The following is a 26,608-nucleotide window of genomic DNA, read 5'->3' on the forward strand; positions in this document are numbered from 1 at the left end:
AAAACTCTAAATCTAAAATCTAACATGAGTTTATCAACTACAAGTATAAGAAGACCCGTTTTAACTATTGTACTGAATCTTTTAATTATTTTATTCGGTTTCATTGGTTATACTTTTTTGGGTGTTCGGGAATTCCCATCAATTGATCCTGCACAAGTTTCTATCAGAACAAACTATACCGGAGCCAATTCAGATATTATTGAATCACAAATTACAGAACCCTTAGAAAAAGCAGTAAATGCCATTGACGGAATTCGAAATATCACATCGTCAAGTAATCAGGGTAGCAGCAGTATTACAATAGAATTTAATTTAGATAAAAACTTAGAAGAAGCTGCAAACGATGTTCGTGACAAAGTTTCACAAGCCGTTAGAAGTTTACCACAAGATATTGATGCGCCGCCGGTAGTTTCTAAGGCAGATGCAGATAGTGAATCTATTATTTCGATGACGGTTCAGAGTGACAGTCGAAGTTCTTTAGAATTAAGTGATTATGCCGAAAATGTTATTTCGCAACGTTTAGAAACTATTCCAGGAGTGAGCGGTGTTCAGATCTGGGGACAGAAACGTTATGCGATGCGTTTGTGGATTGACCCGGTAAAACTAAATGCCTATAAATGTACTGTTTCTGATGTTCGAAATGCCTTAAACGCACAAAACGTAGAATTGCCATCCGGAAAGTTAACCGGAAACAATACCGAATTGACTGTAAAAACAATCGGAAATCTTTCTAAACCAGAAGAGTTTAATAATATTATCATTCGAACAGATGGAGATAAAATCGTTCGTTTAAGTGATGTTGGTGGTGCCGAACTAGGACCTGAAAATATAGAAACTTCTTTAACATCATCTGGACTTCCAATGATTGGTCTTGCCATTGTACCAATGCCGGGAGCCAATTACTTAGATATTTCAAATGAATTTTATAAAAAATACGACGCTTTAAAAAAGGATTTACCTAAAGATATCAAACTTAATATTGCACTGGATAATACGCTGTTTGTAAAAAAATCAGTATTGGAAGTAGCCGAAACTCTTGGAATTTCGATCATTCTGGTAATTATCATTATCTATTTATTCTTCAGAGACTGGGCAATTGCTTTTAGACCTTTAATTGATATTCCGGTATCTTTAATTGCTACGTTCTTTATCATGTGGCTTTTTGGATTCTCGATAAACGTATTAACTCTTTTAGCTATCGTTCTGGCAACCGGTTTGGTGGTTGATGATGGAATTGTGGTTACTGAAAATATCTTCAAAAAAGTAGAAGAAGGAATGTCACCAATTGAAGCCGCTATTAAAGGTTCTAACGAAATTTTCTATGCTGTAATCTCAATTTCTGTGACTTTGGCAGCAGTGTTTTTACCTGTTATTTTCTTAGAAGGTTTCGTAGGCCGACTCTTTCGTGAGTTTGGAGTCGTAATTGGTGCGGCGGTACTGATCTCTGCCTTTGTATCTTTGACTTTAACGCCAATGTTGAATGCTTATTTGATGAAAGGCGGCGAACAGAAAAAATCTAAATTCTACATTAAAACAGAACCCTTTTTTGAAAAATTAAATAGTGGTTATGCTGATGCATTACAACGTTTTATGGATAAAAAATGGATCAGTTTTCCTATTCTAATTGCTTGTTTTGGATTGATCTATTTGTTTTTTACAATACTTCCAAAAGAAACAGCTCCATACGATGACCGTAGTTCTGTAACGATGCGTATGACAACTCCGGAGGGTTCTTCTTATGAATATACGAACCGTTTTATGCAGGAAATGTCAAAACTGGTTGATGACTCCATTCCGGAGAAAAAAGTAAGTTTGGTAATTACTGCGGGAGGTTCAGGAGGTTCTGCAACAAATTCCGGTTTCATTAGGCTTTCATTGAAAGCTCCCGATGAAAGAAAGAAGTCACAAAAAGATATTGCTGACCAATTAACAAAATGGACTAAAAAATATCCAAGCGCCAAAACATCTGTGCTTCAACAGCCAACAATTTCCGTGAACAGACGTGGAGGTTTGCCAATTCAATATATTATTCAGGCCCCCAATTTTGAGAAATTGAGAGAGAAAATTCCTGTTTTTATGGATGAAGTGGGTAAAAGTGATGTTTTCTCAACAACAGACGTTAACCTGAAATTTAACAAACCGGAAATCAACGTAAGTATTGATCGTGAAAAAGCGGAAAGCTTAGGAATATCTATCATTGATATTGCTCAAACCCTGCAACTTTCATTAAGTGGTCAACGTTTTGGCTATTTCATTAAAAACGGAAAACAATATCAGGTAATTGGTCAGTTTGATCAAAAAGACCGTTCTAAACCTTTGGATTTGACTTCGATGTTTGTAAAAAACAAAAGTGGAGAGTTAATTCAGATGGATAATGTTGTTAAAATAGAAGAACAAAGTAATCCGCCACAATTGTATCACAATAACCGCTATATGTCGGCAACTGTTTCTGCAGGTTTAGCACCGGGGAAAAGTATTAGTGATGGTATTGAGGAAATGGACCGCATCAAGGCTAAAGTTTTAGATGAAAGTTTTACCACCGACTTAAGTGGAGAATCGAGAGATTTTGTTGAAAGTAGTTCGAATACTTCTTTCGCTTTCGGATTGGCATTATTATTAATCTTTTTGATTCTTGCGGCACAATTTGAAAGTTTCATTGATCCGTTTATTATTATTTTAACTGTACCAATGGCAGTAGCCGGAGCCTTATTCTCCTTATGGTTATTCAATCAAACATGGAATATTTTTAGTCAGATCGGAACGGTAATGCTGATCGGGCTGGTAACTAAAAACGGTATTTTGATCGTAGAATTTGCGAATCAGTTACGAGAACAGGGAAAACCAAAATTAGAAGCCATTTTAGAAGCTTCTGAGGCACGTTTACGTCCAATTTTAATGACCAGTTTGGCGATTGCTTTAGGTGCATTACCAATTGCAATGTCACTTGGAGCTGCATCTACCAGTAGAATCGGGATGGGAGTTGTAATTGTTGGAGGAACTATCTTCTCTTTGGCACTAACACTTTTTGTAATTCCGGCTATTTATTTAATGTGGTCTAAAGCCAGAAAACATTATCCGGAATTTGATCACATTGACGAATACGAAAAAGAAAGTAAATAATTTATTGGCCCCGAATTTAAGTCAATTGAATTCGGGGCAAAAGAAAACAAATATGAATACTAAAATTTTGTTCCGCAGTTTAATATTCTTCTTCTTTTGCATTACAAATATAAATGCCCAGGAAGTTCTGACTATTGAAGATGCTATGAAAATAGCTTTAGAAAATAATTTTGAAATTAAGATTGCCAAAAATAATTCCACAATAAGTGAAACGAATGTAACTATCGGAAATGCCGGAATGTTGCCTGTTGCAACTGCATCAATTACAGACAATAATAGTGTTACAAATTCATCTCAAACGCGTCAGGATGGTACATCTACCTCTTTGAACAATGCTAAAAACAACAATTTAAATTACGGCGTAAGTTTAGGATGGACTGTTTTTGACGGAATGAAAATGTTCGCCAGACTGGACCAGTTAAAAGAGCTTCAAAAACTGGGTGATGCCCAGTTAAAACAAACCATTTTATTGAAAATTGCTCAGGTTAATTCTTCGTACTACGATTTAGTGCAGCAGCAACAACAATTGTCTGCGTTAGATACTACAATCGTGATTTCGCAACAACGTTTAAAGCTGGCTCAGAACCGTTTTAGCATTGGAAAAGCATCAAAATTAGAAGTTTTAAATGCTCAGGTCGATTTAAATTCGGATCAGGTTGCCTTATTAAGACAAAAAGAATCATATGCGAATGCTAAAATATTATTGAATCAATACTTAGCCCGTGACCCAAAAATCGATTTTAAAGTTAGTGATTTGGTTACTGTTGATAACACATTAGTTTTGGCTAATTTAATGGAATTGGCACAAAAACAAAATCCCGGTTTAGAAGCTCAAATCATAAATAAACGAATAGCCGAGTTACAATTGAAACAAGTAAAAGCAGACAGATACCCAGTTGTAAACTTAACATCAGGATATAACTTTACCGAAAGTCAGTCTAGTTTAGGCTTTACCAGTCAGGCTTCATCAAAAGGTTTGAATTATGGTTTTAATGCAACGCTAAATATATTTGATGGTTTTAACCAACATCGAAATGAAAAAGTAGCAAAACTGGAAATTGTGAATTCTCAAATTGCAATTGAGCAACAAAATATGATTCTGAACACACAATTAAGTACCGCTTTTCAAACGTATTTAACCAATTTAGAATTAATTGGTCTTGAAGAAGATAACGAGGCTATTGCCCGTCAAAATTTAGAAATCACGTTGGATAAATTCAAAATTGGAACTATAACTACACTTGATTTCAGAACGGCGCAGCTTAATTATGTAAATGCAAAAGTACGTTACAGTAATGCACAATATGTAGCTAAATTATCTGAAATTGCATTAAAAGAATTAGCTGGAAATATGAATTTTTAAGTAAATTTGTTTCAAAACAGACTTAAATGATTTCATACAATACCAAAGATTGGCTTACTTTTATATTTCGTTTTCATAAATCAGATACAGTTCGACAATTATTCCCTTTAATGATTGCAATTGGAATTTATTCCGGAATTGTTGGTTATTTAGAAGTCGGTTATTTGGGAATTGACAACAATCATTATATCAAAAATATTCCGTTAATGCACGGAATATTAGGTTTTGTAATTTCACTTTTATTGGTCTTCAGAACCAATACAGCGTATGATCGTTGGTGGGAAGCACGAAAACTTTGGGGTGGCTTAGTCAACAACAGCCGCAATTTTGCAATTAAACTTTCCGCTATTTTAAAAGATGAAAACGATCGTAAATTTTTCAGGAAGTTTATTCCCGGTTATGCTTCTATTTTGTACAAACATTTAAATAATTCTGACACGGCCAAACAACTTTTTGATGATGTAGATTTAGAATTAGATCATCATAAGCACAAACCAAATCAGATAAAACGAATGATGTATCATAAAATTAATGATTTATACGAATCTAAAAAGATAACAGGCGACCAGCTTATTATTCTAAATAACGAACTGGTTGCTTTTACTGATATTTGTGGTGCCTGTGAGCGAATTAAAAACACCCCTATTCCCTACTCTTACAGTGCTTTTATCAAAAAATTCATTTTCTTTTACACGATGACTTTGCCTTTTGGTTATTCTTTAAGTCTGGGTTATTATGTAGTTCCTGTAGTTGTTTTTATCTTTTATGTTCTGGCAAGTTTAGAATTAATTGCTGAGGAAATCGAAGATCCTTTTGGTGATGATGAAAACGATTTACCAATTAAGAAAATTTCAGAAAACATTAAAAAACATGTAGAAGAGCTGATTTAATAAAACGTTAAATCTTAAATTGTTGCGCTTATTTTGATTAAATTTAAAGTTCCACTAACTAAATTTAATCACAATGCAAAATCAACGTGTTTTAATTCACCCACCTCATTTATCCAATGAAAAATCTTTAAAAACATTAGTTGAGAACAGAAGTGTTTACACCCTGAATCATTGTGAATTAAATCTTTTTGAAACTTACGAATCTTCAAAATTAGTTCCGCTTAAATTCAACGATTTTGTAGTAACCAGTATGCTACGTGGCAAAAAAGTGATGCATCTTTTTGATGAACCGGGATTTGATTATTTGCCAGGGGAAACAGTTGTTATTCCTTCTAACATTGAAATGAAAATCGATTTTCCGGAAGCGTCTAAAGAAAATCCAACACAATGTCTGGCTCTGGCAATTGACAACTCTAAAATAAATGAAACTTTAAATTTTCTGAATGAACGTTATCCCAAAGAAGGAAACGATGTATTCTGGCAATTGAATTATCAAAATTATTTTTTCTACAATAATATTGACCTTGCCACTACAATCAATAAACTTATCAAAGAATGCATGAGCACTTCAATTACCAAAGATGCTCTGGCCGACTTGACTTTACAGGAATTATTGATCAGAATTATCCAGACACAAACTATCAAATCAATTGATGAAGGTTTGGCAATCCATCCCAACAATCCTATTTTTGAAGTAACCGAATTCATCAAACTCAATCTAAAAGAAAACATCAACCTAAAAATTCTGAGTGATAAGGCTTGTATGAGTACGACCTCTTTTTATCGGTTTTTCAAGCGAGAACTAGGCATGAGTCCGATTGAATATATTTTAAATGAGAAAGTAAAACATGCCAAAAAACTACTTCGAAATCCTGGAATTCAGATTAACGAAGTTTGTTATTTATCTGGTTTTGAAGATGCCAGCTACTTCATTAGATTATTTAAAAAACACGAAGGAATTACGCCGAAGCAGTATCAGTTGTTGTATGTTAACTGAGGTTCTGAGATGCTAAGGTTCTGAGTTTTTTTAAAAAAACTTGTATTTAGCTGTTTACGGTTATTTTGTCATTCCTCCTCCGTCGGAGTGACATAAATGCGTAAAAACTTCTACAACGTTTATTCTACAACTTTATATCACAACATTTATCGTAGAGGTGCACCGCAGTGCGTCTACGCTCCTATTATCCATATTTAGTGTTAAACGCGCTGCTGTGCACCTCTACAAAAAAAAACTTAGAACCTCAGAACCTTAGCAACTTAGAACCTTATTCAATAAAACTAACCGGTTCCAAATTCTTTTCTTCTTCCTCGGTAAAAATCCTGTATTCAATTTGAAAAGTCTTTTTTAGAGGTGTTTCTAAAGAAAAACCTCCGACACCAAAGGCATCAATAACGGTTAATGTAAAATGTGCATGTTTCCAATATTCAAATAGATCTTTGTCGACCCAAAATTCTGTATCTTCAATAGTTCCAATACAGACATCGCCCATTCTTTGGTAGTAACCGCCTTTTTCAAAACATTGCGGTTGTGTTCCTTCGCAACATCCTCCTGCTTGGTAAAACATTAGATCGCCATGTTTTTCTTTTAATATTTTTATCAGCCCAATGGCTTTTTCTGTGGCATCAATTCTTTTAATCATGACCTCTTTTTTAAATTAAATTTACAAAAAAAGGTAAGTCAGAAACTTACCTTTTCGAACCAATATAATAACAAATTAAAAGAAGCCTAATTTCTTTTTATCATAAGAAATAAGCATATTTTTCGTCTGACGGTACTGCCCTAACATCATTTTATGGTTTTCACGACCAATTCCGGATTGTTTGTAACCTCCAAAAGGTGCTCCCGCAGGGTAAGAATGGTACTGGTTGATCCAGACACGTCCAGATTGAATCGCTCTCGGAACCTGATAAATTTCGTGTGCGTCACGTGTCCATACGCCCGCTCCCAATCCATACATGGTATCATTTGCAATTTCAATTGCTTCCTCAGTCGTTTTAAATGTAGTAACGGCCAAAACAGGCCCGAAAATTTCTTCCTGAAAAATCCTCATTTTATTATGCCCTTTAAACAATGTTGGTTTGATATAATAACCACCTTCCAGATCTCCGCCTAAATGATTTTCATCACCACCGGTTAGTAATTCTGCACCTTCTTCTTTTCCTAATTTAATATATGACATAATTTTTTCCTTCTGAACAATTGAAGTCTGTGCTCCTATCATGGTCGATTTATCCAGAGGATTTCCGGCAATAATAGCCTCGGTTCTTTCGATAACTTTGGCAATAAATTTGTCGTAGATGTCCTCGTGAATTAATAATCTGGATGGGCAGGTACAAATCTCTCCCTGATTTAAAGCAAATAAAACGGCACCTTCAATGGCTTTATCAAAAAAGTCATCATCATGATCTGCCACAGACGGAAAGAAAATATTAGGCGATTTACCACCCAATTCTAATGTAACCGGAATAATATTCTCTGTTGCATATTGCATCACCAGACGGCCTGTTGTGGTAGAACCCGTAAATGCTGCTTTAGAAACTTTTTTATTAGTTACCAATGCACGGCCTAATTCGGCACCAAAACCATTTACAATATTTAGAACTCCGGCAGGAAGAATATCTCCAATCAATTCCATTAAAACTAAGATTGAAATTGGTGTACTTTCGGCTGGTTTTAAAACGATTGTATTTCCTGCAGCCAATGCCGGTGCAATCTTCCAAACGGCCATTAAAATCGGGAAATTCCACGGAATAATCTGCGCTACAACTCCTAAAGGTTCGCTTAATGCGATGGAAACCGTTTGAGAATCTAGTTCTGCAATTGAGCTTTCTTCGGCGCGAATAACTCCTGCAAAATATCGAAAGTGATCAATCGCCAACGGAATATCGGCTGCAAGCGTTTCTCTAATTGGTTTTCCGTTATCGATAGTTTCAACTGTGGCAATATATTCAAGATTATCTTCTATTTTCTGTGCAATCTTGTTTAATAAAATACTTCTTTCGGTTACAGAGGTTTTTCCCCAGGATTTAAACGCTTCATTGGCAGCATCAACTGCCAGTTCTAAATCTTCTTTGCCTGAATGTGCGGCTTTTGTAAATACTTTTCCATCAATTGGAGAAAGAACATCAAAATACTCTCCTTTTACCGGTGCAGTAAATTTTCCGTTGATGTAATTGTCATATTTTGCTTTAAATTCAGGTCTTTGTGCGATAGTGCTCATAAGTTTAATTTTTTGGATTCCTTTCAAATTTACCTTCATAATCCCGAACGGAATAGCACTTTTCGTTCAACAAATAGCACAAAAATAACACATTCATTTTTTTGAACTACTTTTAGCATTTAATTATCAAAATATTAAGACTAAAAATATAAAATACTCAATTACAGACCATTTCAGGTGAATCAAAAACAGCCCGAAAAAACCAAATAAATTGTTTCTTACTACAATACGCAATCCTTATATTTGTATCCTCATACAAGAATAAAATAGTTAACATGAAAATATCTTACAACTGGTTAAAACAATTTATTAAAACAGACTGGACATCTGAACAAACTTCAGAATTACTAACAGATTTAGGTCTGGAAGTAGAAGTTGTCGAAAAATACCAGTCTATAAAAGGTGGTTTAGAAGGAGTTGTTGTAGGACACGTACTTACTTGCGAAAAACACCCTGATGCCGACAGATTAAAAGTTACAACTGTAAATATTGGTTTAGAAGCGCCTGTGCAAATTGTTTGTGGAGCGTCAAATGTTGCTGCAGGACAAAAAGTTCCGGTTGCTACCATAGGAACTGTTTTATATGATAAAGAAGGAGCTGAATTCACTATCAAAAAAGGAAAAATTCGCGGACAGGAAAGTCACGGAATGATTTGTGCTGAAGATGAATTAGGTCTTGGAAATGGTCACGACGGAATTATGGTTCTAGATGATGCTTTAGAACCTGGAACGCCAGCTTCTGTAGTTTTCAAGATTGCAAATGATGAAGTATTCGAGATTGGATTAACGCCAAACCGTGCCGATGCTATGAGCCATTATGGAACTGCACGTGATTTAAGAGCCGGAATGTTGCAACGTGGTGTAAATATAGAATTGATCACACCATCTGTAAGCAACTTCAGAGTTGACATGCGTACCTTAAAAATTGACGTTAATGTTGAAGAACCTCAATTAGCACCAAGATATTGTGGGGTAACTATTTCAGGAATTACAGTTCAGGAATCTCCTGCGTGGTTACAAGATCGTTTAAAAGCTATTGGATTAACTCCAAAAAATAATATTGTAGACGTTACCAATTATGTATTACATGAATTAGGACAACCGCTACACGCCTTTGATGCTGCCAAAATCAATGGAAAAATAATTGTAAAAACACTTCCTGAAGGAACTAAATTCACCACTTTAGACGATGTTGAAAGAACATTACATAAAGAAGATTTGATGATTTGCGACGAAAAAGGTCCGTTATGTATTGCGGGTGTTTTTGGTGGGAAAAAATCAGGAGTTTCAGAGGGTACCACTTCTATATTCTTAGAAAGTGCTTATTTTGATGCGGTGAGTATTCGTAAAACAGCCAAAAGACACGCATTAAATACAGATGCTTCTTTTAGATTTGAAAGAGGAATTGACCCAACGATTACAGAATATGCCTTAAAACGTGCTGCCATATTAATTCTGGAAGTTGCAGGTGGAAAACTAACTTCTGATGTTGTGGAAGTTTATCCTAAAAAAATAGAAGATTTCTCTGTTCTATTGAATTTCAGTCATGTGTCTAAAATTATTGGACAGGAAATTCCAAAAGATACGATCAAAAAAATACTAGTTTCTTTAGACATCAAAGTAAACAGTGTTTCTGATTCAGGTTTAGGATTAACAATTCCGGCGTATCGCGTTGATGTACAGCGTGAAATCGACGTAATTGAAGAAATTTTGAGGGTTTATGGTTACAACAACATTAATTTCTCTAAGAAATTCAATGCCACTGTTGCCAACTCACCCAGAACAGAAGATTATAAAGTTCAAAATGTAATTGCTTCTCAATTGAATTCTCAGGGTTTCCACGAAATGATGGCGAATTCTTTGACTACAGCAACCTATGCAAAATTGTCAACTTCATTAAAAGAAGAACACAATGTAGTAATGCTGAATCCGTTGAGTAGTGACTTGTCTACTATGCGTCAGTCTTTATTGTTTTCAGGATTGGAAGCTATTTCATACAATATTAACAGAAGAAATTCTGATTTAAAATTATTTGAATTCGGAAAAACCTATCACAAATATCTTAACGGGTATGAAGAGCACAAACATCTTTCATTATTGATTTCCGGAAACAGAAACAAAGAGAGCTGGACAAATCCTCAAAAAACTACCGATTTCTTTTTAATGAAGGGGTATGTAAAAGGTATTTTGGCACGTTTAGGAATCGATAAAATTTCGAATGCACCGGTACAATCTGATGTATTTTCAGAAGGAACTGCAATTTGCTACAACAATGATACTTTAGTTGAAATGGGTGTGGTTAAGAAATCTATTCTAAAACATTTCGGAATTAAGCAAGATGTTTATTATGCTGATTTTAACTGGGATCTGATTTTAAAAATCATAACAGGAAAAATCAAATATTCAGAAATTCCTAAATACCCTGAAGTTCGAAGAGATTTGGCTTTGTTAATTGACCAAAATACAACATATGAAAGTATATTCAATTTGGCTAAACAAACAGAAAAAGCACTTTTAAAAGACATTAATTTATTTGATGTTTATGAAGGAAAAAATCTTCCGAAAGGTAAAAAATCATACGCTTTGAGTTTTACTATTCAGGACAACACGAAGACACTTACAGATAGTCAGATTGATAAAATCATGTCTAAACTGCAACAAACTTTTGAAACTGAACTTGGTGCAAGTTTGAGATAAAAAAAGTTTTCATTCATAAAAAAACCCGACCATAAAAAAGTTGGGTTTTTCTATTTTAAAAAGTAACGCGAGTTGATAATCTCCTTGCTCCTACTGAATTGGGATGAATTTCATCTCGCCAGTATTCGGACGAATTCAATAAACCGCGATAATCTATTATCCGGCTTTGAAAACGATAACCGTAGTAATTGAAATGATTTTTTATCTGGTATAAAAGTGCATAAAAACGATCTAATAATCGGATGATGCTATAACATCTCAAAATCTCATCTGTAATTCCTAACCGGTCAAAAACAGGTTTTATCCATGGTCCTAAAGGCAAACTCAATCCCGCTACTGATGGCTGTACTCCAAGCTTGAATAAAGGATAATCGTACGTATGCATATAAAATATGGTGTTTGGCGTACAATATGCGTTTACGATACTTCCAAAGCCCATATAATTGCGCATAATAGTCGTAAAAATAGCATTGAGATTGGCCGAATTGAAAAGTGCGCTGTCAAAAGTACTGGTATTTAAATATCTTTTGTATAAAATACATTTTTGATACAAAGCATCGCCAGACAAACTTCTCAATTCATTTAGTTTTGCTGTATCCGTAAAGAAACCAGGATTAAATGTGGTCACTCCGGCATTTAATATTCTGCCTAGTTGTGGAAAAACGTCATTTCCGCCTCCACTAAAATAAATTCGGTCAATTCGATACCCACTTACATATTGCACAAAATGAGCTTTGTCCGCATACATTTGTGAAGTTGTTTCTCCAAATTTTGCCAAATGAAGGCAATTTAAGTTGAGCCTTTGATTATGATCTGTAATGGTATCATACAGATCTAAAACTCTCGGAACTGGATAATCCAACCACGAATCTCCTTCAAAAATGACATTAAGTGTATTGGCGTTGCCGGCATTTCTTCTGAAGATAAATGAGTTTGTCAAAAACGGCTGATGCAGCGATTCATCTTCACTTTCTGTCAATGCTGTAATAGCTCTTGGCAATTGTTTCAAAGCAATAAAGGTGACATCATTTGGAGTAATGATTCCGGAAACCTGAATGTTGTTATTGGCCTGAAAGTTCAAGATTGAAACAATAGTATTATCCGTTTGACTGTTGGAAATGTTGCCACTAACAGTAAGTGGATAACCTAATTCTTTAAGATAATTTTGAATTTGAAGAACATCCTGCGGATTATTCACTGCATTCAATCCTACGCTATTGCTTAATAATTGTGCTGATGAAACCGAACCGGAATTCTGATTTATAATGGGGGAATTAGAAACTAAATTTTCCATAATATTTGCTTTTTATATTATTTTACCTGGATTGATGTAACCATGTCCGGCTCTGAATATCTCGATATTATTCTCTTTAAAAGAGACTGAATCACAAGCCTTAAAGAGCTTTTTTCTAATAGAAATAATATCAAGCCGGGGCTCTTTTTCAAGAATGTTCATTACCAAAGAAGCTACATAAGGTGCTGCCATACTACTTCCGCTTTTAGAAGTAAGTTTATTTGATGCTTTGTTTTCTTTGCCCGAAGAAGAACAGGATGATCTTATTTTAAAACCCGGTGCTACCACTTCCGGTTTCATCCGGCCATCAACAGTTGGCCCTGAACTACTAAAAGACAGAATAGGTTTTGAATCATCATTTTGATTGTATGCTCCAACCACTATGCTATATTTCGAATTGCAAATCGAGTTTGTTGTGTGCGTTTTATTCGCAATTTTTGGCAAAAAAATAGATTGTCCGCCGTCATCACGCTCTATATAACAATGATAACGTCCGTTTTTTACTTTATTTCCAACTAACTCAATGGTCCAGAATTTGGAGTTTAATTTGCCGTTAACGAGAATATTAATTTGGTTTTTATTGGTATTAGGTTCCTTACTTCTATGGAGACAAATACCAACTTCATCACCATCTTTTATAATTAATTCATCTTTAAAAGGTGTTGAGGAAAGCAATATTTTCTGAGTGTCATCATACACATTTATACTCAAAATATCATCGCCATGGTACCAAATTTCCATTTCATTAGGCGTACGATCGTGTTTTTTGAACATCCACGGAATTTTAATTTTCTGATTGTTCCTGATATCACCATAAGTATGCACATTTGCCTGATGATAATTTCCTGTACTCTGTACAATCGCAGTTCCTTTTCTGGCTGTCAGAATATTGTCAATTGCCTGTTCAACTAAAGTTTGTCCCGTGTGCGCATCTCCGTGCCCACCAAGACTCATATTAATAACAATTGGGCGATCTCCGGCTTCTGTGAGTAAAAAATCTAAGCCTTCAATTAATTTAACCGAATCTCCAAGAGACAAGTTGCAGCCATTAACCAGATTTGTTCCCATATCAACTGCTAAAATTTCAACATTTGGCGCAAAACTTTTTTGAGCAACGGCGCCATTTCCACAGGCAATTCCAAGAACATGCGTGCCATGCGTACCATTTCCAAACAAATCTGATTTTCCCGGGTGATATCCTATTTTCTTAAATGGAAAATCATCTAATAAGGCCTCATTAATCTGGGTTTTAGTAATAATTCTACCGTAGCCAAATTTATTTTCCTCATATCGGTCCGATTGTATCCAGATTTTTTCGAAACGTGTTTTATCATCTTTAATAAAATCAGAATGCGTAAAATCAAAGCCAAAATCTATGATTCCAAAAATAACATTCGACGTATTTTCGGCAGAAGTATTGATTTTCTTTTCCAAAATTTCATGTGATGATACCTCCTCCACAGCAATATTTGCAGGAACTACACGAGGTGCTTTTAAGCTTTTAACTTTCTTGCTATCATAAATGCGGCATAAATACCGGCGTTGTGTCCTGATACTTACAATAGTTCCAAATTCCGAAATAATTTTGCAATGTTCCGGATATTCTTTTTCCTTTTCTAAACGCATTAACAACGATAATTCTTCGTCGGGATTACCGTATAATATTATTTTGAGTCTCGGATCCATAAGCTTTGGTTTAACTTTTTAATTGATAGTTAATAGCTTACGTTCAATCGAACCTAACTCTGAGCCTAAAAGAGTGAAATAAATGGTTTCTTCGATTATTATTGAAAAACCATCTTCGACATTCTTTGACTGAGAAATAAATTCATCGATTTCCTTGATGTAAAGACTATTTTTAAATCCCATTTTATCTAATCCTGAAATAAAATCCCGATCTTCTTTTTCTAATTTTGAAAAGTTGGCATGTTCTGAAATTCTATTAAAAGTTTCTACTGAACTCTTAATAGAAAACAGACTTTTAGGAAATAAATTTTTAATCAGAAACGCTTTCTCTTCTTTTGCTTTGCCTGATAATTTAAAATCACTTTTAAAAATAGTAGGGCGAATTTGATTGATCTTTTTCAGAATCTGATCCGTTGTTTTTTCAATTTTTTCTAAATTAATTATTTCGTGGTTAGATGCTGCTGTTTTCATTTTGGTTCGTTTTTAGTCGATGTTTTCTGAGTAGGAGCTTCTTTAGTTGGCACGACAGTATCAGGCGTTGGCGCTGGCGTAACTTTCAAAATTTCATCTACTCTCTTTTTAAGTACCAGAATAGCATCGTTCAAATCTGCAGTTTTTATTTCTAAACTTTCAATTTTAGGACTAAGTGTTTCTGATATCATTTTCTGCAGCTCTATTTTGTTGCTTTCCGGAATTTTAGCAATTTCTGCTTTTATAGCTTTAGTACTTTCTGAAATTTCTGCTTTAACAGCTTCTAAGGTTACAACATTAACAGGAGCAGTTTCTACTGTTGATCCTTCCTTAGTTGGTTCATTTGTCTTGGCAGGTTCTTCTTTTCCAGTAGTAGCACTACCTTTTTCCGGTAAGCCCTGAAAACTATCTTTTTCGTCAGACGCTTTTGTAGTTACCGGAACAATCCCCTTTTCTCCTTCGAATTTGGCTTTGTTGTCGATAATTAAATAGCTCATCAACGGATTTTCAGACACCATTCCTGTCAAAAGTGCTGTATTGGTTACTTCCTGATTTCCGGGAACATTGTAAAAATTTGCTCTGCTATTGGCTATCACATAATTGATTAATAAATTAATTGGATTCATTGTTTCCTATTTTAAGGTTCATAAAAAATAAAGGGCAATTGGGTATCAACTGCCCTTTTAGACTTACTTATTCATCATCATCATCATGACAAGTGGCAGCATTGTATTGTTGGTGCCTGTATTACCCTGACCTTGCTGAGACATAATTAAAACTAATGGTAACATCATGTTCGAATTGTCAGATTTTCCAGAACCCGAATCGCCCATTGTCGTCATCATTGGTAACAATAAAGACATCGTTTGGTCAACAACTATAGCAGTACCATCCTGAACAATTGTGTCTGGTTTACCTGTTTCAGTTGCTTTAACGACTTTAAGTTTTGTAACATCTAACTTTGGCTGGTTTAGCAGTGATCCCATCATATTCATCATTTGCATATTTTTTAAAACCTTAGTTTGATTATCACCTTTACGGGCATCTAACTTAGCAAGTTCTGTATGTTTTTGATCTAAGGCAACCAGGGTTTTATTAGTGGCTAATGACGTTTTCTTAAGTTCGTTTACCTGGTTTGAAATCGCATCCAATGATTTTTTTAGTTCGCTTTTTGTAGCATAATCATTAGCTCTTCCGCTTAACGCTTTCCCAAAGTTTGATTTTTGCTTCACAGCCGAACTTACATTTGGCCTAATCCCTCTTGTAGAAGGTCTTCTGCGCTTTGCGGCTTCATCATAACTTTCGTCATAACTTTCTAATAGATCTTCGCCTAAAAGATCTTCGTTAAAATAATCTTCATTTAATAAATCTTCGTCTAAATAACTTTCGAAATAGCTCATAATTTTAATTTTTAATGGTTAATTTTTGTTGAAATAATGTTTGTTATACTTCTGGATAGCAGGCTGAATATATTTATTGAAAAGAATAAAATCAGGAATGCTGTTACCTGGTTTTCCGGTTCCAAAACATTCCGGACAATCCCCATTTTCGCCAAAGCATTCTGTACAGGCACCAATAGCTTTTGCTAAATCATCATTTTGATTTAGTTCAAATTCAAGCTGAAATTTTAATCCTTCGATAATGGTAAAAAGTTTATGATTGATTTTTTTTAGCTTCTTGATTCTCTCTTCAAGCATTGGATCAATTTTTGGAATTTCTTTTTCCTCTTCAGGTTCTTTTTTTTCCATCATGGGTTGCATCAGCTCAAAATATTTAGCCATTTCAGGATTATGTTCTTTCAAATATTCTAAATAAGCATCCATTGTTATAACTTTTAGGTTTTATAAACTGGCAATAGAGTTTTCAAGTCTATTAATTCTGTTAGGGGTGTTTGTGCCAACAAACTGGCCATATTGATCGATATAATAATCCTCAGTCGGAATTAATCCGCCGTTATAATATTCATACAGAATATTTTCGGTTAAATAATTCATGCTTTCGATTAATTCGGCAAAAGAGTGGCTTTCAATTGGTGCATTTGGACTTGCAGTTCCTAAACTCTGCTGTGCCTGACCAGCCTGGAATTGAGGGTTATTGATAACACCTCCTAATTGATTGTACAACCCCTGCACCCTGCCAATATCCTGAGCTGCCTGCGGACGCAATTGTACCGGATTATCCTGTACATATTGTTGAATTGCAGGAAGAGCAGCTCTGCCGGCATCAGCAAGATATCTTGTAGTATTACCCCAAGCTTGTCTAACTGGCGAAGGAGCTTGTCTGCGTTGTTGTGGCGCTTGTCTGTATTGCTGTTGTGGTGCTGGTCTGCGTTGCTGCTGGCGACTATTATCTAATGCAGAGCTTCCTGCTCCTGCCAGGTTGCTAACTAATCCACCAACAGCTCCTCCAATTTGAGGTGCGCCAAAATAAGTTCCAACAGCAGTTCCTACGATTGGAGCAACGGCAGAAACGCCACGTAAAACTCCGGAACCGATACTGCTGGCAACATTACCTAAACTTGACCAAAAACCTTCTGCTTCACTTTCAGACATTTGATCTACTCTTGATAAAAGGACATCTTCCAGCTCGCTTTCGCTTAAATTAGAATATTCCGGTCCTAAAACATATCGTACAGCTTCAAAATAATTGTCTTCGCTGAATGATTCTCCCTGAAAAACTTCGTGATATAAACTCATAATTTTTAGTATTACTATTAACTCCTACTCTTTTTAACAGGCTTTTCAGATTTCGCCTATCCATTTTGTGCACAAAAAGGAACGATGTAAAATTGATTTTTTATAAATTACTAAAAAACAGTACTTTAACCCAATTTTTTAAATAAATTTACCCTTACAAAAAAGGGTAGATTTCCCCTTGCCCGCTGTAAGGGTTTAAAATAAATTTGCCCATAAGAATTGTTTAAAAAAAGTATTAACTATCAATTAAACCATTAACTATTAAAGATTTAATTTTAAAATTATGGAAAAAGAGCTAAGAAGACCGACCCAATTAATTACTAGAAAATTCGCTACAGAATTACATTTAAATTTCATGAAATACCGAGCCAGTATTATTGCTAAATACATTAAAAAAGAAGATGCTAATGCTATTTGGTTTTCTGTAGAAGAACTCGAAAATTATATTCATTACATCAAAACCAAAGGTGAAAAAACAGGATATGACGTAAATGGAATTCGCATTTACTTTGGCGTATATCCTGATGAAAAAAAATATGAGGAAAAAGCTGGTTTGATGACCGTTTTTTTGCAGGCAACCGGAAAGAAAATCAGAAAAGCTGCTAAAGAAGGTGAAGTACAAACTCTCGCCTTACATATGGATAGCGGCGAAGGCGATGTATCAAGTATTGAACCAATGAATTATGGCAGTATCGGAAGACCGCCAAGCTTAGACTACTAAAAAATTATGTTTGAATTTTTAAGATTTTATACCTTTTATTTAGCTTTATTCTCCGGAATTATTGGATTGATTTCAATGCATAAACTTCCTAGTAATAGAGCTAAATTTTTAGTAATTTTAATTTGGTTTTCTGTTGTAATAGAGAAAGTTGGCTATTACTTTACAGAATGGACCGGCTTATTAAATTACTATGTTTTTAATTTTTATATGCTCGTCACCTTTTCTGCCTATATATTGCTTTTGAGGAGTTTGTTGTCAAAAGTAAATCATAGAATAATTGCGATTCTTTGTTTTGTGCTGTTTATTGTTTCTTTCTTTTTAAATATTTTATATTTTAAAAAAGATGTAAACCACTCCTTTACTTATAGTTTCGCCATTGGAGTTTTATTGATTATGATATTATCCTGTTTATATTTGGTTGAAATCTTTAATTCAGACAAAATATTAAACTTTAAAAGATCAGTCTTTTTTTGGTACATATTGGGCATATTAGTTTTTCATGTACCGTTTTTGCCTTTTATGCTTGCTTTAAATTGGTTTTTGATCAAACATGATGAATCCATTTTTAGTTTGGTAGTTTTTATTTTAAATGTCCTTGCACATAGTTGCTATATTATTGGATTCTTATGGAGCGAAAAGAAATACAATTATTAGTCATTTCGTTAGGTATCGTTTTCTTAACTTTACTGATCATTTTGCTTGTTATATTCTTTTATTTTTTGAAAAAGAAAAACAATTATTTGGTTGAAAAAATGGAGTCCGAAATGTTTTTTCAATCGGAATTAGTCAAAACCAGAATAGAGATTAAAGATCAGACGCTGAGCGAAATCAGTAAAGAACTTCACGATAATATAGGCCAAATTATTTCTGTTGGCATCATGCAGCTTAACATGTACCTTAATAGCGGTAAACCGGTTCATCACAATGAACTCCATGATTTAAAAGAGATATTAGCCAAATCATTAGATGAGATAAGGATTCTCTCCCGAATCATCAATAAAGACAATTTACTACAAAGCAATTTTATCGAAGCCATAAAACAAGATTTAGAGCGTATAAAAAAGCTGAAAAACATTCAATACCATTACAATCTTACAGGCGAAATTCCGAATATAAGCCAGGAACACGATTTGTTTATTTATAGAATTTTTCAGGAAGCACTGCATAATAGCCTAAAACATTCACACAGTGACTTATTTGAAGTAAATATTAATACAACTGCAACTCATTTTTGCTTAGATATGAAAGATTTCGGTATTGGATATGATACCAACCAAACCAATTCAGGATTAGGTTTAAACAATATGAAATTAAGAGCCAAATTAATTGGAGCACAATTAATAATGGAATCAAATGCCTCAGGAACCAATGTAACACTAGAATACCCCTTAATCAAAGACTAATGAAACCAAACACCAAAAACAAAATAATTATTGTTGACGATCACCAGCTTTTTTCACAATCTCTTGAACTTTTAATCAACAGTTTTAAGGATTTTGAAGTGATTAACCGATTTGAAAATGGAAAAGTATTTGTTTCGTATGTGCAGGACCATGAAGATACAGATGTCGATTTGATTTTATTAGATGTAAATATGCCGGTTTTAGATGGTGTAAGCACAATGAAATGGATTAAAGAAAACAGACCCGACTTGAAGGTTATAGCCCTTTCTGTCAACGACGACGAGGAAATCATCATAAAGATGATTACAAACGGTGCCAAAGGTTATCTCCTGAAAGATACTTCGCCAGAGATTTTCAAGGATGCCATGGTATCAGTCATTGAAAAAGGATTTTATTTTACAGAAATGGTTTCTGGAATGCTGGTCAAAAAAGCAAATGATGATTCGAAAAAAATCAGTTTAAAAGAAAAGGAACTTGTTTTCATCAAACATGCCTGCACCGAGAAAACTTATAAAGAAATAGCCTCAGAAATGTGTTTAAGCCCCAAAACAATCGATGGTTATAGAGAATGTCTTTTTGATAAACTCGAAATCAAAACCCGAATTGGATTAGTGCTTTATGCCATAAAAAATAAAATCGTTTTGATTTAAATCAATATGTAAGTGCTGCAAAAATGGGATGATTTTTAATTTTCTCCCTGCCGTTTAGAAAAGATAATTCCATTAAAAAATTGCACTGTACAATTTCGCCTCCTAGTTTTTCTACCAACTCACAAACCGCTCTTGCCGTTCCGCCTGTTGCCAGAACATCATCGTGGATTAAAACGCGATCTCCTTTTTGAATGGCATCTGTGTGCATTTCGAGACTATCAGATCCGTATTCTAATTCATACGAAGCTGAAATAATCTCATAAGGCAGCTTTTTAGGTTTCCTTACGGGAATAAAACCTGCATTTAATTCCTGCGCCAACAACATTCCGAAGAAAAAACCACGACTCTCCGCTCCCACCACCTTATCTATTTTTTGTCCATTTAAAGATTCCAGCAAAATTTTGAGACATTCTGTTCTCGCAATTGGATCATTTAATAGCGGAGTAATATCTTTAAACAAAATTCCTTCTTTTGGAAAACCTTGAATATCACGTATATAATTTTCAATCTGCATTTTTTTTTATTTTTATGTTATTTTATGCTTGCATATCTCGCATTTATACCTATCTTTGCACCCGCAATAAGCAATCAACAAAGCTACGAAAAATTAGCTGAATTGATAACAAAAAGGCCTCGTGGCGCAACTGAATAGCGCACTTGATTACGGCTCAAGAGGTTACTGGTTTGAATCCAGTCGAGGTCACTACTCGGGACAAAAGAAAAATATCATCTTTTGTCCCGTTTTTTTTTGTCCGTAATCTATTGTTTACCAGGTAGATACAGTTGACCATTTCGTTGATCCTAGCGGTTTGGATTTTGTTTTCTCGAAATGTAAAATTTTCAGGAAAAATTAAACCAATTACCTCCCTCGAATCTGCTAAACTCGCATTATCAAAGGCGTCCCCGAGTTTTAAAAGGTTTTGCAGTCCTGAGTTCGTTAAATACTCTATATTCCCTCTGTCGTCCTCCACATTTCCCATCTCTTTTTCCAGATTACTGATAATTTCATTGTATTCATTCTTCATCAGATTATAGTCCTCAGCATCAATTTTCTCACTTACTAATAGATTTCTGGCAACCGATAATTTCTTTTCGTAAGTTGCTATTTGTTCAAGTGACTTCTTTTTTTCATTAGCAACTACCCCAGTGTGTTCTCGATATCCTTCAAGCAGCACTGCCGCATATAATTTTTTCACCTCTGGTAAAGGTTTGAATTTATTTAAATAGTCTTTAAATATTTTATTGGCAATCTCCGAGTTAACTCTCCATTTACAATCTTTATGACAATGATAGTAGTAGTAATATTTATTCCTTCCTTTACATTTACTGCCTGTTAGCTTCTGACCGCACTGCGGACATAGAAAAAAGCCTCTTAATGGAAAATTTTCAATAGTCTTGATCTTTGGCCTATATGTCCTCGCTTTACTATCAAGAACGTCTTGTACGCGATAAAACAAACCATCGCTTATGATGGCATCATGTTGTCCGTTTACCCATCTTTCTTCTTCATCTCTATATTTGGGAACAACTATTTTTCCGCAGTAAAGTGGATTCCTAAGTATGACCCACAAGTTACTCTTGGACAGGACAAGCCCTTTGTCCTTGGCCATTTGATAAATAGACTCGGTACTAAAAACATTTCTTGCAACCTGTTCAAATATCCAGATAAGTTTTGTTGCTTTTTCCGGTACAATGGCAATATATTTTTTTCCATCCTCAGTTACTTTATTTGCATAACCGTAAGGAGCCATTCCCATATGTCTGCCCTCTTTCTTACCTCGTCTAAGCCCCTGAAATGTATTTAGTGCTCTTCGGTCGTTTTCAACCTCGGGAGCAGCCAAGTAAAATGCAAGCATCATTTTGTTCTCCGGTATACTCAGGTCAAGCGGCTGTTCTATAGCCTGCGGCTCTACACCCAGTTTTCTTAAAACATTGATCATTTGGTAAGCATCACCGGCATTGCGACTGAATCTGTCCCACTTCATAAAAAGAACCAGATTAATTTTATTTTTATGTTTCTTCACATCAGCAAGAAATTTTTTCCATTGCGGCCTGTTAAAAGTCTTTGCCGAATGATCTTCGTAAATTACATAACGTATCTGTATTTGGTTTATGCTACAATACTTTCTTAGCATTTCTTCCTGATTACGTTGGGAGAAGCCTTTTTCAGCCTGCTCGTCAGTACTTACACGAATATATAAATCTGCTATCTTACTCATTTTGTTTTATTTAAATGTTTCAACACAGCGATATTAGCAATTATTCTTAAGAAATACAAGATTTCCTCTGCTTGTTCAATACTTACGTCTAATCCTTCCGACCTAAGCATTTGTAGAGCTTTTTCCGGGGTCAACTTTAATTTACTGTAGTCAATATCTTTCTCCATAATCACACTTTTTAAAAATCATAAAAAGTAATTTAAATGTAGAAATGCTTCAGAGATAATAACTAGCAGTACTTGTCCTTAAAAGGAAGTCTATTTCTGAGAAATTATTCATTTTGAAATATTATCGAAAAAAATCGCTAGTTAGCTCAATTCTACCAAATGCAGTGAAATGTGTTTTGAAGTTATAAATGGAAGTTTACTATCTTTAGAAAACTAATAATTTATACGGAAAAGTTCGATGTAACTAATTTTTAGGGTTGGTCTATTTAATTACTTTTTTTGTTCTATTAAGACCAAAACCTCTGTATTATTTAGGTTGTATACATTTATAAGAGATTGATCGTAACAGTTACAAAACTTTGCTAATCATATCAAACATTATCTAATACATTTGTATCAAACTATACTAAAATTATTAGTTATTTTTTGTATTTGTTCAGTAATATCTTTCTTACACAAATATTTTGTGGTTAATCCCCTCTTCTTTTCTAATAAGCAATTCTCCATATTTTGAAGTTGCTTTTCAGTTGCCATTTTCTTAAAATCTTTTAATAAGTAGAAATAATCAGAGGGGTATTTTTTTAAATAAGCTTTTAAAGCATAATGAATTTTGCCTGAATTCCTACCAACTCTAGAAACGAGGACATCATATTTGTCAATTTTTAAATCATTAGAGAAGGTATTTTTTTTAACATAACGCTTTTGACTGATTTTTCCATCATTATTACTAAAATGGACTACTTCATCAAATTCACCATTATTAATATTTACATTCTTTGCTAATTTCGAATTATCTATTCCTCTTAGAACCCTGCACTCAATTTCGATTGATTTTTCGATTTTTACATTTTCCTTGTAATTTACTTCTTTAATAAATTTTCCAACAAAAATCCTAGTCTTAACTTCGCTTTTTGAAAAATATTTACCTGGTGTTCCAATATATAATACATCGAAGTGAGCCAAAAACATTTCTTTAAATCTTTTTAAATTTTCAGCTTCAAATATATTTTGTGGTAATATCGCTCCAAAAAGGTCCATATCATTTAATATATGTAAATTAGAGACCAGCATTAAGGCCTCGATTCTTTTCGTTTTTATAGCCTCGATTTGTAATTCCGCCAACTTTTCGCTATAATATACATTTTTAGTGCTATAGTCCAATTTCCCAAAAGGTGGGTTCGCTAAAACTAATTTGTTTAGTTTAAAATTAATTGTTTCTAAGTCCTTAAGATTTAAAGCGTCCATTTTATAAATCTCATCTGAGATATCAATTGCTTTTAGATTTGGGCTGATATCAACACCCAAAGTACTACAACCTTGCCATCTGTTTGAGGCTGCACTTAAGAAGTTTCCACTCCCCACGCATATATCAACTACCATTTCCGGAGTATAATTTTGTGGAATAAGATTAACAATTTCTGCTGCTATATTTGCAGGAGTATAAAAATTAAGCCAGTCTTTATCAATCATCTTCTTAAACTATTATAAGTAATACGGTATAAATCATATGCCTCGCGAGCGCTGCTATGGTTTCTAGGAGTCTCAATTATCGATACAAATGTCATATAATATTTCAAGAAAAGAGCCCTATCTTGATTATATTTCCAAGTCCAAATAACTGTTGGTATTTTTTTTCCACGTTCATCCATTATTAAACGTTTCAATAAGCTATTGAAAATATAGTTATTTAATTCTTTTACAACGGTATTACATGTCATTTGCAAATTTTGCAAAGCAATGTAGTCTAAAGATAATGGCTTTTCAATAGAAAGACTATGATCGGTTAATCCTAGTTTTATAGCATTCTTCGTACCTAGTTTTCCAAATCTATGCACCAAACAGTGCCTTAATTCACAAACTTTTGCGAATTCGTCAAGTGCTACTACTAATGAATCTGGCAAATTTCCTTTTAAATTTAAAAATTTTTTTAAAGATTCCTGTACATTTACTTTACCTGCAAATGAAACATCTTCTAAAATTGCTTCAGGCATTAATTCATTGACGTGACTTATCGCTGCTCCATAAGATAACGGCAAACTTTCGCAATGAGTTAAACTTATTTTATCAATTAAAATTGTCCTTCTAATTATCTCACGCATATAGCTTTCAAAAACCGAGACACTTCCTAATAAAACCAAATTTGCTAAAATCTTGTTGTAATCTGCTGGGTTTGGATCAATAAGCACAGTTAAACTTCTGATTTTTTTTATATAGGTATCAATCGGTGTTTCATTTGTTTCTCGAAAGTCAAGATCAAACATGTTTGTCGTATCAAGAAAATGATACGGCGAAGTATTATTAGCGTCAATATTCATCTCTTTAAGTTAAAAATTCATCAACGATACTTAATACTCGTTTTAATATTTCCTGCGATCTATATACTCCAACTAACTTTACTTTCCTAAGCTCGCTTACTGGATTTTGTACAGAGTAGAAATCTTTAATTTTTTTAAAATTTGCTTCCTTTACAACTTGCAATTGAAACTTTGTAAAAGGAATTGCGTTAACATCCAGTTCCATACAGCTTTCAAAAGCAGAATTATTTACCAATTCGAAGCCACATTTATGACAAAATCTCTGGTCGTCTTGGATACGTACAGTGCCACAGTTAGTACATGGCGGTAAATTTAGTTTTAAATCATGAATGTCCTGTGGAGACAATAATGTATCCAATTTTCTTCTAACAGGATGTTTTTTCTCTGGACTTAATAATTGTTCAAGAATTTTCTTTGTGTCAAACCCTCTTCCACTACTAAATGCCTTCGCTTTTAAAAGAAATAAGAGATGGGGAGTATATCGAATATATTCTCTATTGTGACCATGACTCACACTACTTGAATGCTTATATAATAGCCCTGCTTCATTGAGAAATTGGGTCATTCTTTCGGCCATATTGTTCGTATGTTCCTCAATTCCAATAATTATATTTCTTGTTCCTACAAGCTCTTTATTTATAATGCTTATGTCACTGATAATAGCATCAAAAAAGTTATTGCCAACTTCTATTATATTAGAAAACTGTGGAATTTTCTTTTTTAAAGATAAATATTCAATTTTAATAAGATTAGAGTGTTGATCAATAACTTCATTAAATTTAGACTGCCTTGTACTTTTATTGGACTGTATATATGATCTAATTAGAAATATAAATGCCCGTGGAATTCCGAAAGATGCATATTTAAAAATTTCAACTATTTCGGAATCAATATCTTTTATTGTTTCACTTAGTCTTTTATTGATGACCTCGTTCATAAAAGTACTATAAGAAAACATATCATCAGTAACATTGATCCAGCATTCAACTTTTTCAGCGTCATGGCCAAGATGAAATTTTGAACCATACTCTGTCGTGCCAGGGTAAACTGATGCTTTAGGAGAAATATTTGGCGACTTTAAACCTATAAAAATCTCAAAAAAGTCAACCAGAAACTCCGGCGTTAAAGTTAATGCAGCATCATCTAATAAAAGAATTGCTCTTTTACGACCAGAACCTATTATTAAATCTTCAATTAAATTCTTTACATATGAAACATTAAGTATTTCTAGTAAACTTTCATCTTCGAATCTAAACAAGCCTTTCTCAGCTTTACCTATGAAAATCTCGAGTTTATTCTTTGCTAATCCTGGGTCGCGCATTAATGCGGAGATATCAATATTGGCCTTTTCACTAAACTCGTACATTGAAAGGACGATTTTTGAGAGTACCCAAGTATTAAATATTTTGATAGCATTCGATGCCCGTGACATAAGAGGTTCTAGATGATAGTATCGATTAAAACTCACATATAATGAAACGGGTTTATTTCCGTCTGAAATACAGTTTATATGTGATATCAGCATTTGATGTGTTTTCCCAGTGCCCCTTGGACCAATTAATAACTTTGCACCAGTGCCTAATAATTTTCTTTGGATATTTTCAAAATAGTTATCTGTCACAAACCAGTCTACAACCTGATCGTAATCTAAATAATCACTACGTTCTTCTAATTCTTTTTTGTCAAAATCCATATT

General features: G+C 34.1%; 23 protein-coding genes and 1 tRNA gene. 9 read left to right on the forward strand and 15 right to left on the reverse strand.

The genetic code is table 11. The features are described 5' to 3' along the window. The first annotated feature begins 24 nt into the window (after nucleotides 1-24). The 4 genes from B0A65_RS11925 to B0A65_RS11940 all read left to right on the forward strand — a co-directional run bounded on the left by B0A65_RS11925 (nucleotide 25) and on the right by B0A65_RS11940 (nucleotide 6,370). Nucleotides 25-3,120: an efflux RND transporter permease subunit gene (locus B0A65_RS11925; protein WP_074661150.1), complete on the forward strand. Its 3,096-nt coding sequence runs from the start codon at nucleotides 25-27 to the stop codon at nucleotides 3,118-3,120. 52 nt (nucleotides 3,121-3,172) lie between these two features. Next, complete coding sequence (locus B0A65_RS11930; protein ID WP_074661712.1) at nucleotides 3,173-4,483, forward strand: TolC family protein; 1,311 nt, start codon at nucleotides 3,173-3,175, stop codon at nucleotides 4,481-4,483. A gap of 26 nt (nucleotides 4,484-4,509) precedes the next feature. Continuing rightward, nucleotides 4,510-5,373 carry a bestrophin family protein gene (locus B0A65_RS11935; RefSeq protein WP_074661148.1) on the forward strand — a complete coding sequence of 288 codons (864 nt, stop codon included), beginning with the start codon at nucleotides 4,510-4,512 and terminating at the stop codon, nucleotides 5,371-5,373. Between the two features lie 73 nt (nucleotides 5,374-5,446). After that, on the forward strand, nucleotides 5,447-6,370 hold the full coding sequence (locus B0A65_RS11940) for an AraC family transcriptional regulator (RefSeq protein ID WP_074661147.1): 924 nt from the start codon (nucleotides 5,447-5,449) through the stop codon (nucleotides 6,368-6,370). Between the two features lie 268 nt (nucleotides 6,371-6,638). On the opposite strand, the gene B0A65_RS11945 is transcribed toward B0A65_RS11940, so the two are convergent. Together B0A65_RS11945 and B0A65_RS11950 are read right to left on the reverse strand one after the other, a co-directional pair. Next, complete coding sequence (locus B0A65_RS11945; RefSeq protein ID WP_074661145.1) at nucleotides 6,639-7,013, reverse strand: DUF779 domain-containing protein; 375 nt, start codon at nucleotides 7,011-7,013, stop codon at nucleotides 6,639-6,641. A 75-nt stretch (nucleotides 7,014-7,088) separates the two neighbouring features. Continuing rightward, nucleotides 7,089-8,594: an aldehyde dehydrogenase family protein gene (locus tag B0A65_RS11950; RefSeq protein WP_074661709.1), complete on the reverse strand. Its 1,506-nt coding sequence runs from the start codon at nucleotides 8,592-8,594 to the stop codon at nucleotides 7,089-7,091. Between the two features lie 266 nt (nucleotides 8,595-8,860). Between B0A65_RS11950 and pheT the strand changes: the two genes are divergently transcribed. Beyond that, on the forward strand, nucleotides 8,861-11,290 hold the full coding sequence (pheT, locus tag B0A65_RS11955) for a phenylalanine--tRNA ligase subunit beta (protein WP_394335682.1): 2,430 nt from the start codon (nucleotides 8,861-8,863) through the stop codon (nucleotides 11,288-11,290). A gap of 55 nt (nucleotides 11,291-11,345) precedes the next feature. Here pheT and B0A65_RS11960 read toward each other — a convergent pair whose 3' ends face one another. From B0A65_RS11960 to B0A65_RS11990, 7 genes are all read right to left on the reverse strand, one after another. After that, a complete protein-coding gene (locus B0A65_RS11960; protein WP_074661142.1) occupies nucleotides 11,346-12,584 on the reverse strand; it encodes a peptidoglycan-binding domain-containing protein in 1,239 nt (412 codons plus the stop codon). Between the two features lie 12 nt (nucleotides 12,585-12,596). Continuing rightward, complete coding sequence (locus B0A65_RS11965; protein ID WP_074661140.1) at nucleotides 12,597-14,270, reverse strand: S8 family serine peptidase; 1,674 nt, start codon at nucleotides 14,268-14,270, stop codon at nucleotides 12,597-12,599. An 18-nt stretch (nucleotides 14,271-14,288) separates the two neighbouring features. Beyond that, on the reverse strand, nucleotides 14,289-14,741 hold the full coding sequence (locus B0A65_RS11970; protein WP_074661139.1) for a hypothetical protein: 453 nt from the start codon (nucleotides 14,739-14,741) through the stop codon (nucleotides 14,289-14,291). After that, nucleotides 14,738-15,367 (reverse strand): hypothetical protein, encoded by a 630-nt coding sequence (locus B0A65_RS11975; protein ID WP_074661137.1) that lies wholly within the window; start codon nucleotides 15,365-15,367, stop codon nucleotides 14,738-14,740. The genes B0A65_RS11970 and B0A65_RS11975 overlap by 4 nt, the downstream gene beginning before the upstream one ends. Before the next feature lie 63 nt (nucleotides 15,368-15,430). Further along, nucleotides 15,431-16,141, reverse strand: coding sequence for a hypothetical protein (locus B0A65_RS11980; RefSeq protein ID WP_074661136.1), 711 nt, complete (start codon nucleotides 16,139-16,141; stop codon nucleotides 15,431-15,433). Between the two features lie 18 nt (nucleotides 16,142-16,159). Then, nucleotides 16,160-16,564, reverse strand: coding sequence for a hypothetical protein (locus B0A65_RS11985; RefSeq protein ID WP_074661134.1), 405 nt, complete (start codon nucleotides 16,562-16,564; stop codon nucleotides 16,160-16,162). 18 nt (nucleotides 16,565-16,582) lie between these two features. Then, the gene (locus B0A65_RS11990; RefSeq protein ID WP_074661133.1) at nucleotides 16,583-17,437 is read right to left on the reverse strand and encodes a hypothetical protein; all 855 of its coding nucleotides are present in this window, start codon (nucleotides 17,435-17,437) and stop codon (nucleotides 16,583-16,585) included. Nucleotides 17,438-17,720: 283 nt separating this feature from the next. Between B0A65_RS11990 and B0A65_RS11995 the strand changes: the two genes are divergently transcribed. From B0A65_RS11995 to B0A65_RS12010, 3 genes are all read left to right on the forward strand, one after another. Then, a complete protein-coding gene (locus B0A65_RS11995; protein WP_074661131.1) occupies nucleotides 17,721-18,158 on the forward strand; it encodes a hypothetical protein in 438 nt (145 codons plus the stop codon). Nucleotides 18,159-18,922: 764 nt separating this feature from the next. Then, on the forward strand, nucleotides 18,923-19,561 hold the full coding sequence (locus tag B0A65_RS12005; protein ID WP_242670274.1) for a sensor histidine kinase: 639 nt from the start codon (nucleotides 18,923-18,925) through the stop codon (nucleotides 19,559-19,561). After that, entirely contained in the window at nucleotides 19,561-20,211 is a 651-nt protein-coding gene (locus B0A65_RS12010) for a response regulator transcription factor (protein WP_074661126.1), read from the forward strand. Before B0A65_RS12005 ends, B0A65_RS12010 begins: the two co-directional genes overlap by 1 nt. A 1-nt stretch (nucleotide 20,212) precedes the next feature. Here B0A65_RS12010 and B0A65_RS12015 read toward each other — a convergent pair whose 3' ends face one another. Further along, on the reverse strand, nucleotides 20,213-20,725 hold the full coding sequence (locus B0A65_RS12015) for an adenine phosphoribosyltransferase (protein ID WP_074661125.1): 513 nt from the start codon (nucleotides 20,723-20,725) through the stop codon (nucleotides 20,213-20,215). Nucleotides 20,726-20,840: 115 nt separating this feature from the next. Between B0A65_RS12015 and B0A65_RS12020 the strand changes: the two genes are divergently transcribed. Further along, nucleotides 20,841-20,914 (forward strand) — tRNA-Arg (locus tag B0A65_RS12020). Here B0A65_RS12020 and B0A65_RS12025 read toward each other — a convergent pair. From B0A65_RS12025 to B0A65_RS12040, 5 genes are all read right to left on the reverse strand, one after another. After that, nucleotides 20,880-22,430, reverse strand: a complete 1,551-nt coding sequence (locus B0A65_RS12025; RefSeq protein ID WP_074661123.1) for a recombinase family protein — start codon at nucleotides 22,428-22,430, stop codon at nucleotides 20,880-20,882. The genes B0A65_RS12020 and B0A65_RS12025 overlap by 35 nt on opposite strands. Continuing rightward, complete coding sequence (locus B0A65_RS23280; RefSeq protein WP_207556427.1) at nucleotides 22,427-22,597, reverse strand: hypothetical protein; 171 nt, start codon at nucleotides 22,595-22,597, stop codon at nucleotides 22,427-22,429. The genes B0A65_RS12025 and B0A65_RS23280 overlap by 4 nt, the downstream gene beginning before the upstream one ends. Nucleotides 22,598-22,993: 396 nt before the next feature. Then, entirely contained in the window at nucleotides 22,994-24,067 is a 1,074-nt protein-coding gene (locus B0A65_RS12030; protein ID WP_074661122.1) for a DNA methyltransferase family protein, read from the reverse strand. Next, a complete protein-coding gene (locus tag B0A65_RS12035) occupies nucleotides 24,064-24,912 on the reverse strand; it encodes a hypothetical protein (protein ID WP_074661120.1) in 849 nt (282 codons plus the stop codon). Before B0A65_RS12035 ends, B0A65_RS12030 begins: the two co-directional genes overlap by 4 nt. Before the next feature lie 4 nt (nucleotides 24,913-24,916). Further along, nucleotides 24,917-26,605 carry a zinc ribbon domain-containing protein gene (locus B0A65_RS12040; protein ID WP_074661119.1) on the reverse strand — a complete coding sequence of 563 codons (1,689 nt, stop codon included), beginning with the start codon at nucleotides 26,603-26,605 and terminating at the stop codon, nucleotides 24,917-24,919. Between the last annotated feature and the right edge of the window lie 3 nt (nucleotides 26,606-26,608).

It is taken from the genome of Flavobacterium frigidimaris (assembly GCF_002217275.1).
Classification (GTDB): Bacteria; Bacteroidota; Bacteroidia; order Flavobacteriales; family Flavobacteriaceae; genus Flavobacterium; species Flavobacterium aquidurense.